Here is a 13,685-nt window from a genome sequence, read left to right as displayed (position 1 = left end):
ACAAACTTTATAATTTAGTATAGCATAGTATCAGCATGGAATATGATTTCTGTGCTTTAACTTTACGTATTACTTTCATTTAAATCCTAAAAAAAGTGCCTGCTACAGCACTTTTTTAGGATTTATTATTTGCTTTTTTAGTTCTTACCTAATAAACGGAACATATTCTTCTTATAAACTTCTACACCTGGCTGATTGAATGGATTGATATCCAACATATAACAAGTCATAGCGCAAGCACGGAAGAAGAAATAGCACATATAACCAAAGCTTTCCGCACTCATATCAGGCATCGTAATAATCAGATTTGGTACATTTCCAGTTACTTCATGCGCTTCTAAAGTACCTTTTGCTGCCATCTTATTTACCCAATCAACCGATTTACCTGCTAAGTAATTCATGCCATCCGCATTGTCAGGATCACTTGGGAAAGTGATATCCAACGTTGGTTTTTCTACTAACAACAAGGTTTCGTACAGTACTTTTTTACCTTCTTGGATAAATTGACCTAAAGAATGCAAATCGGTAGAGAAGTTTGCACTTGTTGGTAAGTTTCCTTTTTCTTCCTTACCTTCACTTTCACCAAACAGCTGCTTCCACCATTCCGCAACCATGGTCATTTGTGATTCATAGCTTACCAGCATTTCCACATTTTTGCCCTGATTCTCTAAAATGCGACGGCAGACTGCATATGCATAAGCATCATTCTTAGCCAGATCAGGATCCGCCATATCTTCATATGCCTTCTGTAAACCAGTCATGATGGCATCAATATCGATACCGGCTACAGCGATTGGGAATAAACCTACCGGTGTGATAACAGAAAAGCGTCCACCGATATCATCTGGAATTACAAAAGTTTCATAGCCTTCTTTATCAGCGATTGCCTTCAATGTTCCCCGTGCTTTATCGGTTGTCGCAACAATTCTTTCACGTGCACCGTCTTTTCCATATTTATCTTCCATGAACTGTTTCAGTAAACGGAAAGCCAATGCTGTTTCCGTCGTTGTTCCGGATTTAGAAATAACGTTTACACAAACTTCCTTATCTTTTATATAATTCAGGACCTGTGCGATATACGTACTGGAGAATGTATTTCCCATAAAGATAATTTCTGGTTTTTTATCAGCATACAAGCCATTGATCATTTCAATAGCAGCACGTGCTCCCAGATAAGAACCACCAATACCACAAACAATACAAACATCACATTTCTCACGGATTTTTTGGGCAACCTTCTTCATACGGTCAAACTCTTCTTTATCATAGGTATGCGGCCATTCTACCCAACCTACAAAGTCATTCCCTTTACCGGTACGCTTCATCAGCTGTTCGTGATATTTATTAACGACTTCCTGATAGCTTTTTACGTCTTCTTTTAAAAATGCATGCGTAGTGTCTAATTTCATCATATGCTTTTTCTCCTTTATCTGTTTGCATCCTCAATCCATGAATCCAGCTTTTCTGCCAAGGATGTGAATCCTATTTCCATCTTTGGCAATTCATGAATGATCTTGCGTTTGCGCATAGAACGAGCTTTCTTTGCCTCTACAGCTTTTAAAGACAGTTTGAAGTGGGTGCCATCTTCATCAATATCAAGAATTTTCACTTTTACCCGCTGATTAATTTTCACATACGTATGCACATCACGGACAAAGCGTTCACTGATTTCGGAAATATGAATCAGTCCATTATGACAATTATCTAAATAGACGAATGCCCCATAAGGCTTGATGCCGGTAATCACCCCTTCAACGACTTCACCAACCATATAATGCATCTACTCACCTCATTTCGCTCGTGTTAATTATAGCACGTTCTTTTCTAAAATTAACAGTCCTTTCCATATGTTTTATATGACATTACATCATAGGAAGAGAAATTGCTGGCAAAAAGCAGACAACTATCAATAATTTTGGTTTTTGTGCTATAATAATGAAGACGAGAACTTTTTCTCTTTAATGAGGTGATACTTGCATGAGTTCCATATATCCCCTGCTGGCAGCTTTATTTGCCAATGTATTGGCGCAGGTCTTAAAACCTGTTGTCCTTTATTTGCGTACACAGAAAGTAGATATTCATCAATGTATTGCATGCGGAGGATTTCCCAGCTCTCATAGTTCCACGGTCACTGCATTGACGATGGCAATTGGATTGAGTGAAGGCTTTGATTCCACCTATTTTGCGATTACATGTGTATTCAGTTTCATTGTTATTTATGATGCTGCAAATGTACGTTATTATGCAGGGCGAAACATACAGCTGACCAAACAGCTTATATCAGATTTGGAAGGTATGAAGGGTCTGAAATTAAATGATCCGATTTATCATGAAAAAATCAAAAGTGTTTTAGGACATAAATTTGTTGAAATTATCGGCGGCATGATCTTAGGCTTTTTCGTATCTTTACTTATGTATCAGCTGCTGCATTTATAGAAAGTAGGTGAATGTATGATTAATAAAGAAGATGAAATACGCAATGTTATTGAAAAAATTCGTCCTTACATTCAGCGCGATGGTGGCGATGTAGAATATGTTTCTTTCACGGATGGCATCGTTCGTGTACGTTTGTTAGGAGCCTGTGTTGGCTGCATGTCCATCGGTGATACCTTAAAGGATGGCATTGAGGCAATTATCATGGATGAGATTGCCGGTGTCAGTGAAGTACGTTTAGCAGATGAAGAATAAAAGGGCTTAGGCCCTTTTTCTTTATTATCAGATGGATGAGCAAGCACCTGAATCATCGAAAAGAAAAGCATCCGTATTCAGTAAATCTTTAAACTTTTCGATAAACATCTTCATTCCTATAGAAAAAGCATGATGAAGTTGGGAATACTTCACCATGCCAAGTGTTTTCACTAGTTCTTTTTCGCAGTCGTTTTTCCTTTTTTGGCGTTTGCCATTTCTACCGGTTTAGGATCTGGGTCATCAAAATAACGTCCTGGCTTCGATAAGTCAAAATACAAACGACTATCTTCACTCATACCGAAGTTACGGTTACTGCCATCATCCGTAATCTTATTCAACGCCTCACAGAACAATGCATTATGCGCTTCTTCACGCTCAAGTAAAAACATGATTGTTTCCTTTACATACTTATCGTCAATCTGGCGATATAAGTATTCATAAACGACTTTGGCACGCTGCTCACTGGCAATATCCGCTAATAAATCAGCTGCTAAATCGCCAGTCACGGTAACATAATCAGCTGTCCATGGATTTCCACTTGAGTTAACTAAAGCCGGATTTAAACCAAAGGTTACCATTGTTTCTAATTCACCATTTTCAACCTTTTTGTAATCAACATCACCGCCGTTTAATAAATTAATCGTTTCTGCCACCATTTCCATATGGCTTAATTCTTCCGTACCGATATCTAAGAATAAATCTTTAAAAACAGGATCTTTTGCACGAAAGCTCTGAGATAAATACTGTAAAGCTGCTTTTAATTCACCATTGTTTCCACCTAACTGCTCCTGCATTAGTACTGCATATTGCGGATTTGGACGTTCTACTTTTACTGGATGCAATAACTTTTTCTTATGTTCAAACATATCATCACTCCTTTTTCATCTTTAGTATGGGTATGTTGAAACGCCTTATTCGTATTTTTTATAAAAAACAAAAGTATGCAAAGCCACTTGTGGTAAAATAAAAACAGGGAGGGATCCTTATGCGTATTTTTCATAAACCGAAAAAGAAAATTGTCCATGCACATGGTAAGGAAAAGATTGTAGCAGGAATGCGATTTGAGGATTATCGAAAAGCATTAGCTGATGAAGATTTTGCGCCGGGTTGGGAAGTGATTGAGGATAGTTTTGCCAAATGTTATCCTAATCAAAAGCCAAAACATTACGCAACTACATTAACATCTCGTGCATTATTTGGAGGAAATGAATATTTGGATGGCTATAGTATTTATACTTCACCAAAAGGATATCAACATATTGTTACCTATGGCATGACCAATCTATATGGCGATGAACAGGCATTTGGACAAACATATAGTCGCTGGGGCTATGAAATGACCATGAAGCTGCAAGAACATAGCAGTGAAGATTGTGTATGGGCTTGTAATATGTTGGGAAATCTTGCCCGTTATACCTATACGACAAAGCGCTTTTTTGAAGAAAATCAATATGTGCTTGGTAATCAAGAACCAATCAAGCGAGGCTCTGATAGTAAGATCACATCGCTACTTATCATAAAAGACAATGAGATTCCTGAAGTAGAAAGCGTTCATGGACTTGTCACTTATTTACAATTAGTCGGCATTTTATGGGAAGAGGCTTGTGCAATTAGAGAAGATCCATCAAAAATTCCTATTCTTTTAGAAAACATGCGGAAAGATAATCCGAATGGTGTTACGGATCTTGAAAGAGTAAACGCTTACTTATAACAAGAGAAGCTTAGCTCACACTCTTTGCAATAGTATTGCTAAACACCTTATCTATTGCATAAAATAGCATAAGAAAAGAGATGATAGAAAGCTTATGAGATAATACTTTACGCTTTTTTCCTCATCTCTTTTTTCGTGATCGTTTTTAATACCCATATGCTTCCGCAATCAAAATTACGCGGATACGATCTTCCTTATCATAGTTGATCTTAACATAACTGCTGCATATGCGATCTTTACTGTAACAATCCTGACAGCTTCCTGTCTTGCTGCAAGGTGTCTGCTTATGCAAGCGTACACTATTGGCTGGAGCAGCAATTTCACGGATACGTTTCTTTGCCGCCTCTTCATCTTCGACAATCTTATTATACCCGGCTACGATAATGACTTGCTTCGGTCCAAAAATCATAGCACTGACCCGGTTTCCATGACCATCGATATTCACCAATTCTCCTTGCAAAGTTACCGCATTGGTACTGGCGATAAAGGTATCTGCTGAAAATGCTTTACGTGCCTCTGCATCACTTTGTTCCCGTGTCATCGTAGGATCACTGTGTGAATGAAACACAAGATCACGATGATTTAGCATATCCAAAATACCGGTTTCTTGTAATGTCATCGTCCCACCATCACATACTGTTTCATGATCTTTGATCATCGCATTCACTAATTCTCTGGCAGCCTGTGCATCTTCCACAAGATACGCTTTCATACCATTCTTCTCTAATGCCTTTTTACAGGCTTCCATTTTAATTTTGATAATTTCCTTTACATTTGCATCCATCTTTACATCTCCTTATACTCTTTGCCTAGTTGTGCATAATGCATAGCATTGTCTTGAATTTCCTGTATTTGTTGTGCTGATATTGTCTTTATAACCTTGGCAGGGCAGCCAACAACGATACTGTTTTTAGGTATCTGCATATGTTCTGTCACTAAAGCCCCGGCTCCGATAATACTATGGGAACCAATATGAGCACCATTTAAGATAATGGCACCCATACCAATTAACACCTCATCCTCAATATGACAGCCATGCAAAATGGCATTATGACCCACCGTTACATGTTTTCCTATAGTCAATACATGCTGTGGATCGGTATGTAACGTACAATTGTCTTGAATGTTACTGCCTTCACCGATTTCAATATGATCTTTATCCCCACGAATCACACTGCCAAACCAAACACTGGCATCTGCTTTCATAGTTACATCACCAATGATAGTCGCATTATCCGCAACAAAGCAGGTGGCATCAATTCGTGGAGTATGGTTTCGATATGTCTGTATCATATGTTTCACCTCTTTGCCTTTATTGTAGTTGTATTTGAAAGAAATGTAAATGCTTCTTTAGCTTTTTACAAACGCTTTAAAATGGTATCTTCCCCATCTTTGATTTTTATGAAGCACCATTCAACGCTAAAACCCAATCTAGATGTGTGATAATTACATGCTTATCTATCAGAATTGTAGCGTATAGTAAAAATCATAGATCTTTATACAACTACTTTCCATTGCACTGTTATACCATGCTTTAACAGGTATTCTATGAAATCTTCCTGCTCTATATCAAAATCTATTATCTATTCTAACGAATATTTGCTCATCTTTTCATTTTTTCTTATGTTTATCAAAAATGAGCCTTTCTTTTTTTTGGTATATTTATACTTTGTCACATATTGGTCGATAAACCCAGATAAAAAAGCTAATAGGAAAACCTGATAATCCGTAAATACTTTACCGGTTACAAGCCTCTGTAAGAATAAAACTCAGATGAGAACTACATTGGTGTTTTAATGACTAAAAAAGCATTTTAATTAACTTCCCTTTTAATCGTTTTATATATTTCATCGTCTTTTCAACTCATCGCAAGAATTTCCTCTTTAATCATAAAATCCACCTCTTTCATTGACAAGATCTGTTGCCAATAACTTTATGTAAAGTTACTTGTTAATTCGCATTTTTAATAGGCTTCACATAAAAACACGCTTCTAGCGTGTTTTTACTTACCGGATAATACTTCATTTAAATTGTTGTTTGTTTTTAAGCGTTTTTCTGCTTCCTCATAGGACAGCTTCAGCTTATGCATGACAATGGCGGCTTTTACACTATGATGACTTGCTTCAAATAGCTGCTCTGCACAACTTTCATCACAATCACAGGTCAATTTGATGAGATGCTTTGCTCGCTGCAATAATTTTTCATTTGTTGGCATCACATCTACCATATAGTTTTTATATACTTTACCTAAGGCTATCATTAACGAAGTGCTGATCATATTTAAAACCATCTTTTGTGCCGTACCGGCCTTCATGCGAGTAGAACCGCTGACTACTTCAGCGCCGGTAATGACTTCTATTGCTGTTTCGGCATAAGCCGATATTTTTGCCTTATGACAACAGCTCAATGCACCGGTATATGCACCGATTTCTTTGGCATAGCGTAAAGCTGCCACCACATATGGCGTTCTGCCACTGGCTGCAATGCCAAGCAGGCAATCATTCTTGGTAAAACCGACCTGCTTTAAATCTTCAACTGCCTGTTGTTCATCATCTTCACAACCTTCTACCGCATCCGTTAAAGCAATCGTTCCACCGGCGATAATGCCCTGCACAAGCTCTTTCTTTACACCATAGGTAGGAGGACACTCACTGGCATCCAATACTCCCAATCTGCCCGAAGTTCCTGCACCGATATAAAACAGGCGGCCCTGCTGTTTCAAACACATGGCTGCATGATCCACAAATTCTGCTATCTTTGGCAAACATAACGATACGGCCTGTGCAACCCGTTTATCTTCATTATTAATAATGGTAAGTCTTTCTAATGTGGAAACTTCACTGATCTGTGAAGAAGCCGGATTGATCTGTTCTGTATCTAAGGTTTCGATGGTATCCATGACGTATCTCCTTGTAATTGTTGTTCAATGGCTTTTAATGTTTCCTTTACACGCATTTGCACATTGGCCTCTCGAAATTTTACTCTTGTCTTATAAAACCAGTTATTGATACTTCCTTTTGCACTGTTATCCTCACAATACGTCACTTCAATATGATGTTCATCAACTTCTGTAATATCATAGAAATAACGATTGGATGCCGTCGGTGTCTGATACTTCACTTCATAATAGCGGTTTTCAATTAACGGTCCAACCTGAATTCGAATTTCCAATGCATCTTTTTTTTGTCTTTTTAAAAATCTTGAATACGTATAGCCATCTAGTTCCTCTAACGTAGCCGGTACGGTATTTTTAGAAGCCTGAATATCGGTTTTGATCTGTTTCAACAGATATGTATAAAAACTTTGGGCACTTACTGCCAATGGTACACTGACCTTCATACTGTTTTATCTCCTTTCTCTTGTAATTCTTCCAGCAGCTGACATACCGCAAGAGATTGTTCCCATTGCTGTTGTTGGAAGGCATGATTATTTTTTTGTATCATTTTCAGAAAGGCATCTACTTCATACCAGTGATGATTTTCCTTTGTTTCTGTACCAAGCGCATGCGTGCCTTGTTCATCATGAAAAACAATCGTTCGTAATCGGCTGCAAGCTCCTTCCATATCATAATACCCTTCTTCACATTGGATTCTAGTATGGGCACTTCCCTTACTGTCTTTTCCATAGCTGATGATGGCATTGCATTGCTCATACTGCATCACGATAACACCGGAGGTATCAATACCATTGGTATATCTTACATCATATTTCGTCATAGCTTTCGGATATCCAAGAATGCCATATACAAAATGTAAACAATATACACCTAAATCATACAAAGCACCGCCTTTCATCTGCTTAGCAAACACATTGCTTATTTCTCCCTGTTTTAAAGCATCATATTGTATTGAATATTGGGACAGATCACAGGTTAGTAAATGCGGATGTTTATCCTGTATGGCCTGTTTTAGGATGGAAAAGTTTGGCATGTAAGTTACCGTCATAGCCTCTTGAAAGAAACAGTGATTCTGCTTAGCCAATGCAATCAAAGAATCCAGTTCATCTCTGGAAAAAGCAATCGGCTTTTCACAAAACACATGCTTGCCATGTTGTAAACAGATCTTGCTTTGAGCTACATGTAACGCGTTAGGGGAAGCGATATATACCAAGTCTATTTCTTTATCGTTTACCATATCCTCAAGATCTGTATAAACTTTGGTACAGGAAAATACCGATGCGAATTCCTTTCCTTTTTCCTTTGTTCTTGAATACACAGCATTTACTTGCATATCCGGAAACGTAAGAAAGGTGCTTGTCAATTTTTGGGCAATCTTACTTGTCCCGATAACAGCCAGATTCATGTTCTCACCTTCTCACAGTGTACTAATTTTCTTACGACCTGCATGCCCTGTCGTTCATAAAAACGTCGCCCGTTCTCATCGGTAGAGTGAAACCAAACATTTTTTAAGCCATTTGCTTTCATATCCTGCCACATCAGATGCGCTAAGATGGAACCGATACCGGCATCGCGATATGTTTCTTTCACACCAAAAGGGCCATATCGGTTGGCTTCCTGTAAAATGCCTCTTTGCACATAGCCGATGATTTCCTTTCCTTTTTTACATAACAGAATCGTATTTTCTGCCGTAGCTGATTGCATTGCCGATATAACGTGTTTGCGCCAACCGGCACTGAAATTCATTTGTAGAAAAGATAAAAACGCTTCGCCATCTGCCCATGTAAAGTAAACAAAAGAATAGCCTTCTGCTTCCTTGCGTTGCTTTAATTCCTGGATGCTTTTTGGCATTTGATACGTCGTAAGATCCATCTTCATCGGATATGCGCAAGCTTTGAGCTGATAACCGTGCTTTGTGAAAAAAGACACAGTTTCTTGTTTATTTGCATCAATACCACACATTAGATAATGTGGACTATAAGCACCGACAATCACATGTGGACATTGCAGATAGTTTTCTGCATAAGCCAGTAACCGACTGCCTATCCCCTGTCTTTGATAAGCTTTTTTTACGGCAATGGCATAAATCCATCCCTTATCTTCTTCCAGACCTTTTTCTAAATACGGATACTTTCTTTTGATTGCTATACAAAAACCTACGATTTCTTTTTCGTTCTCTGCTAAGAAAGTAGCCTGATTATCATAATTTTCATCACAAAATAAAGTCTGTACCAGTTTTTTCATCGTTAGCGGATATTCTAAAACCACCTCATTCCACAGTTCCAAAAGCTGGGAAACATCTTTACTTGTAAGTTGATGATAGTTCATTTCCTGCCTCCTAAAAAGACATCCCAAAGGATGTCAAACAGCAATCAGACGATATGCGAAACCTTCCCGATAATATTGCAGTTTCCATGCATCCTCTTTCGCTATACAGCCTGCTACATTAACCCGTTCATCACTGGGCAGATCCTGTAAAACAAACTGTACTTCCCCGCTATAACGCAGGTAGTTTTCATTATCAATGGTAATTGTCAAAGCTTTTCTTTCAACTGTATTATGCGCTTTGATTTTTTTCGCAAACTCCGCCATCTCTCGTGATGATTGGGAACGGAGTATGCGGGAATTGCTGTCATAGCGAATGGCATGCACGCGCCCTAACAGCAACTGCTTTTCTTCCTTTGTTGCATTTTCTAAAAATGAGACATGCAGCACCAATTCCTTTTTATGCAAGATGCAATACAATGCATCCAACTCGGTTTCCTTTAAATAGGCATCCCCTGCCAACAGCCAATCAGCCACTAATGAAGCAGAAAGTTCTAAAGCGGCTTTTTCCACCGACATGTAACGCTGTTTTTCCATGGTAGGCAATCCTTTGAATATCGGCCCTCTTGGATGAGTGTGAGAAGCGATACAGGCAGTGACCGGAATACCATATTTATGAAACAACTGATATTGACTGATCATGAAATCCATATCTAACCCAGTATCTTCTCTAGGATAAAAATTATGACAGGCCTTTATTTGTATCTGATGCTCTTTTGCTTTTTCCAAATATGGAAGCAATTCTTTTTCCTGTAAGATGGAAGCATTTAAAATAAAGGTAGAAATCCCGGTTTGCTTGTGCAAAGCTTCCATGATATCCGCATTACATCCGTAATCCAATCGCATGGCATCTAGTTGTAATGAAGCAATGGCTTCGCATGTAAAGGGATCCTGTAATATTTCCATGATACTGCCACCACCGAAATCCACACTGATTTCCATACGGAAACGATGTACCTGTTTAACCAATATGGCGAGGAATCGGAGTTGTTCTTTTAGCGTGTATTCTGGTAAATGGGCAGAAGTAAATATTTCCTTACAGTCTTTGCTTTTTGCCAATGCCAGATAAGACTGCATTTTTGTTTCATCTGCATGTTCTTCTAAATAAAGAGATACACCATATCCCTGTATCATATTAGGCATCCTGAACAGTGATACGGATGATACCGGTATCTCCTGCTTCTACCATTTCGTTTTCTTTTAATAATTCAATCTTTTCCTGATTCAAAAAAACGATTGGCGTAATTGGTGATTTGGCCTTTTTACGTAATTTTTTATAATCCGCAACAACCAGTAAATCGCCTGCCTTCACATGTTGTCCCTGTTCAACTTTTGTTTTATACAAATGTTTGATAGTGTGCGTTTCCAAGCCGATATGTATCAATACCTGTACACCGCAATCCGCTTGCAGACAAACTGCATGTCCTCCCGGAAATACTGCCGTAACGACACCATCCATCGGAGCAATGACTTCACCGCCTAAAATATCCAGCGCAAAGCCATCTCCCATAACACGATCCGCAAAAACCTCATCAGGAACACAACTGATATCCAACAGTTTTCCTTTTATCGGAGCAAGAAAAGTCTTTATCTTTTCCATAACATTTGAATCTCCTATCTGTTTTCTTTTAATTCCTTTAAGATTTCTCGATAACCATCCAATAACTGGCTCGGAGAATTACTTATCCGTTTTGCCAGACCGACAAAGAGCATATCGACAACAAATAACTGTCCATAGCGTGAAAAAATAGCGGCCAATCTTGATTCATTCATTTCCACACTTGGTATCACAATATTAATATCACTTAAGGCACGCAATTTGTTTTTTGTATTATTGGTAATAGAAATTACCTTTGCGCCCATTTCCTTTGCTTTTCTGGCAGCTATATTGACTTCCTTGGTACGACCGCTGAAACTGATTGCCACAACCACATCTTTATCCGTACACAAAGCGGCATTTAACGTACCAAAGTTAGAATCGGTAATATATAGAGCCCGCTTTCGCAGCTTAATCATTTTCTGATGCATATCCTGAGCAACGATGCCACTGCTGCCGACACCAAACAGGAAGATGTTTTCCGCATCTGCCAGTAAGGTGATAACTTCCTCAAATACCTTGATTCCATTGAAGTCCAGCACATCCTTACAAACCTGATCGATATGCGAAATGATTTTATTCGGCATATCATCAAAGTCTGATGCCCATTCAAATATTTCATGGGTATTTTCCACACTCAAACTTTCAATATTCTTTGCCAGTTCAATCTTGGTTTCCGCAAAACTCTTTCCTAATACTTTTCTTACGAAACGAGAAACAGAAGCAGAAGAAGTACCGATTTCAGCCGCAAGTTCATGAATGTTCATAGAAATTATGTCTTTGCCATGGCTTAAAAAATAATCCGCAATGGCTTTGTCAGATTTAGACAATGTCGCATAGACACTTTCAATTTTTGTGTTCATATTCACACCCCATTAACATTCATATTATATCATTACCCCGGTTATTATGCTAACTGATTTCTCGTTTATCGCTCATTCTTATGCTTTTTAAATAGCATTTTCATGCATATTTCATCGTTTTATGGTTTCCAACCTTGTAAAATACGCAAATTTCCTTTGATGCGATATTGCTTCGCACTTGCCGGTATGAGTAGCGTCTGCGTATAGTTTAAAGCAAATGCTTCCCCTTTACACTCTACAACCCCACTTCCATCTACGCATACGATTACATGATATTGGTTGTTTGTTTCAAACAGTCCTTCCTTGGCAATATCAATCACATCAACATGAAACAGCGGGTGATCCACACCAGTATTTCTCTGATTGCATGGTTTATCTGGCAATGGATGATGTGTCATGCTGCAGGCTTCATCACAATCCAATACCGCAAAGCCTTTTTCCAGATCCAAGGGTCTTGGTCTGCCATAGTCATACAAACGATATGTGATACCGCCAAAGCTGCCAATCTCTATCGCCAGCATATCCTTACCACAAGCATGCAGCAATCCTGCCGGAATCAAAGCAAAGTCGCCTTTTTTTACCGGTATGCGTTGAATGTATTTTTCTAACGTACCTTCTTCAATCGCTTTTTTCAATACTGCTTTATCCGTAGTAGTCGTACCTGCTACGATGCTTGCACCTTCTTTCGCATCCACAATGTACCAAGATTCTGATTTTTCATAATCCCCTAAAATAGCGGCATCTGTTTCCTTGGGATGTACCTGAATGGATAGATCTTCGATTGCATCAATGTAAGCAGCCCGAATCAACTGATTACTATCATCCCTACCCATCAGTTCCTCATGATGTTCTTGAATCAATTCCTTAATACTTTTTCCCTGATATTCACCTTCCGCAATTAGATTTTCTGAATTTTTATAGGCACATACTTCACGGGCGATTCCAATACCTTCTTCCGGTAAGGAACGGATATCATGTAGGGTATGCCCTGCCCATATCGTTTTGATATAGACAGGCTGAAGTCTTAAGGGTTTCATTCCTGCTTCTCCCAGACAATCTTACCATCTCGTTTATAACAGCGGTAAGGGAATCCTCTTTCTTGAATGGATTTGTGATCCTGTTTACTAGAAGGTAGCGAACATGCCGCCACTGCCAACACTTCATCGCCACTATTGATGATACGATGTGCATAATGCCCATTGATATAATGCAAGGAGCCTTTGAATATTTTTTCTACATAGAAATCCTGTGCGCCATCCCAAAACAATAGGAAACCTTCGCCTTTTAAACCATAATAGTATTCATCACAATCACTATCCCCATGATAATGGCCGCTGGTCATGGCACATTCCCCATCTACCGTAAACGGATTGATATAAGTAATACCCCATTGCAGATTTCCTTTCACATAACTTTCACGATTAAAGTTTTGATTGCTTACCCAATACGCTAAGTTATCGCCATGTTCCTTTAATGCTTCTTCATTATTATAAACACCGATGCATTCCTTAACTTTCTTTTGTCGATCTACTACATTTTGTCCCTGTAATTTACAGGTATCCCAAAATTCCTGTATTGCTTTTGGTTCTCTGATAAAATCCATGG

General features: G+C 38.6%; 17 protein-coding genes. 3 read left to right on the top strand and 14 right to left on the bottom strand.

The window, feature by feature from the left end; genetic code table 11:
- Window positions 1-137 precede the first annotated feature (137 nt).
- Window positions 138-1,412: a glucose-6-phosphate isomerase gene (locus KJS44_RS05145; RefSeq protein ID WP_008689126.1), complete on the bottom strand. Its 1,275-nt coding sequence runs from the start codon at window positions 1,410-1,412 to the stop codon at window positions 138-140.
- Between the two features lie 14 nt (window positions 1,413-1,426).
- A complete protein-coding gene (locus KJS44_RS05140) occupies window positions 1,427-1,780 on the bottom strand; it encodes a CvfD/Ygs/GSP13 family RNA-binding post-transcriptional regulator (RefSeq protein WP_008689127.1) in 354 nt (117 codons plus the stop codon).
- Window positions 1,781-1,977: 197 nt separating this feature from the next.
- On the opposite strand from KJS44_RS05140, the gene KJS44_RS05135 reads away from it, so the two are divergent.
- Both KJS44_RS05135 and KJS44_RS05130 read left to right on the top strand, forming a co-directional pair.
- Window positions 1,978-2,436, top strand: coding sequence for a divergent PAP2 family protein (locus tag KJS44_RS05135; RefSeq protein WP_008689128.1), 459 nt, complete (start codon window positions 1,978-1,980; stop codon window positions 2,434-2,436).
- A 15-nt stretch (window positions 2,437-2,451) separates the two neighbouring features.
- Window positions 2,452-2,688 carry a NifU family protein gene (locus KJS44_RS05130; protein ID WP_008689129.1) on the top strand — a complete coding sequence of 79 codons (237 nt, stop codon included), beginning with the start codon at window positions 2,452-2,454 and terminating at the stop codon, window positions 2,686-2,688.
- Window positions 2,689-2,858: 170 nt separating this feature from the next.
- On the opposite strand, the gene KJS44_RS05125 is transcribed toward KJS44_RS05130, so the two are convergent.
- Window positions 2,859-3,554, bottom strand: coding sequence for a manganese catalase family protein (locus tag KJS44_RS05125; protein ID WP_008689131.1), 696 nt, complete (start codon window positions 3,552-3,554; stop codon window positions 2,859-2,861).
- Between the two features lie 119 nt (window positions 3,555-3,673).
- Between KJS44_RS05125 and KJS44_RS05120 the strand changes: the two genes are divergently transcribed.
- Window positions 3,674-4,399 (top strand): suppressor of fused domain protein, encoded by a 726-nt coding sequence (locus KJS44_RS05120; protein WP_008689133.1) that lies wholly within the window; start codon window positions 3,674-3,676, stop codon window positions 4,397-4,399.
- Window positions 4,400-4,544: 145 nt separating this feature from the next.
- Here KJS44_RS05120 and KJS44_RS05115 read toward each other — a convergent pair whose 3' ends face one another.
- The 11 genes from KJS44_RS05115 to KJS44_RS05065 form a co-directional block, all read right to left on the bottom strand.
- The gene (locus KJS44_RS05115) at window positions 4,545-5,183 is read right to left on the bottom strand and encodes a lactate utilization protein (protein WP_008689134.1); all 639 of its coding nucleotides are present in this window, start codon (window positions 5,181-5,183) and stop codon (window positions 4,545-4,547) included.
- 2 nt (window positions 5,184-5,185) lie between these two features.
- Window positions 5,186-5,692 carry a gamma carbonic anhydrase family protein gene (locus KJS44_RS05110; RefSeq protein WP_008689136.1) on the bottom strand — a complete coding sequence of 169 codons (507 nt, stop codon included), beginning with the start codon at window positions 5,690-5,692 and terminating at the stop codon, window positions 5,186-5,188.
- Window positions 5,693-6,401: 709 nt separating this feature from the next.
- The gene (murQ, locus tag KJS44_RS05105) at window positions 6,402-7,298 is read right to left on the bottom strand and encodes an N-acetylmuramic acid 6-phosphate etherase (RefSeq protein ID WP_008689138.1); all 897 of its coding nucleotides are present in this window, start codon (window positions 7,296-7,298) and stop codon (window positions 6,402-6,404) included.
- A complete protein-coding gene (locus tag KJS44_RS05100; protein WP_008689140.1) occupies window positions 7,277-7,738 on the bottom strand; it encodes a DUF3284 domain-containing protein in 462 nt (153 codons plus the stop codon). Before KJS44_RS05100 ends, murQ begins: the two co-directional genes overlap by 22 nt.
- On the bottom strand, window positions 7,735-8,700 hold the full coding sequence (locus KJS44_RS05095) for a Gfo/Idh/MocA family protein (protein ID WP_008689141.1): 966 nt from the start codon (window positions 8,698-8,700) through the stop codon (window positions 7,735-7,737). Before KJS44_RS05095 ends, KJS44_RS05100 begins: the two co-directional genes overlap by 4 nt.
- Entirely contained in the window at window positions 8,697-9,623 is a 927-nt protein-coding gene (locus KJS44_RS05090) for a GNAT family N-acetyltransferase (protein WP_008689142.1), read from the bottom strand. Before KJS44_RS05090 ends, KJS44_RS05095 begins: the two co-directional genes overlap by 4 nt.
- A gap of 33 nt (window positions 9,624-9,656) precedes the next feature.
- Window positions 9,657-10,754, bottom strand: a complete 1,098-nt coding sequence (locus KJS44_RS05085) for a MupG family TIM beta-alpha barrel fold protein (RefSeq protein ID WP_008689143.1) — start codon at window positions 10,752-10,754, stop codon at window positions 9,657-9,659.
- A 1-nt stretch (window position 10,755) separates the two neighbouring features.
- Window positions 10,756-11,220 carry a PTS sugar transporter subunit IIA gene (locus tag KJS44_RS05080; protein WP_008689144.1) on the bottom strand — a complete coding sequence of 155 codons (465 nt, stop codon included), beginning with the start codon at window positions 11,218-11,220 and terminating at the stop codon, window positions 10,756-10,758.
- A gap of 14 nt (window positions 11,221-11,234) precedes the next feature.
- The gene (locus tag KJS44_RS05075; RefSeq protein WP_008689145.1) at window positions 11,235-12,080 is read right to left on the bottom strand and encodes a MurR/RpiR family transcriptional regulator; all 846 of its coding nucleotides are present in this window, start codon (window positions 12,078-12,080) and stop codon (window positions 11,235-11,237) included.
- Window positions 12,081-12,199: 119 nt separating this feature from the next.
- On the bottom strand, window positions 12,200-13,117 hold the full coding sequence (locus KJS44_RS05070; protein WP_008689146.1) for a class I mannose-6-phosphate isomerase: 918 nt from the start codon (window positions 13,115-13,117) through the stop codon (window positions 12,200-12,202).
- Window positions 13,114-13,683 carry a glucose-6-phosphate isomerase family protein gene (locus KJS44_RS05065; RefSeq protein ID WP_008689147.1) on the bottom strand — a complete coding sequence of 190 codons (570 nt, stop codon included), beginning with the start codon at window positions 13,681-13,683 and terminating at the stop codon, window positions 13,114-13,116. Before KJS44_RS05065 ends, KJS44_RS05070 begins: the two co-directional genes overlap by 4 nt.
- Window positions 13,684-13,685 lie beyond the last annotated feature (2 nt).

The sequence above is a fragment of the Longicatena caecimuris genome, assembly GCF_018406465.1.
Classification (GTDB): domain Bacteria; phylum Bacillota_I; class Bacilli_A; order Erysipelotrichales; family Erysipelotrichaceae; genus Longicatena; species Longicatena caecimuris.
The sequence above is the reverse complement of the archived record's forward strand: the minus strand, read 5'-3'. Positions and strand labels throughout refer to the sequence as shown.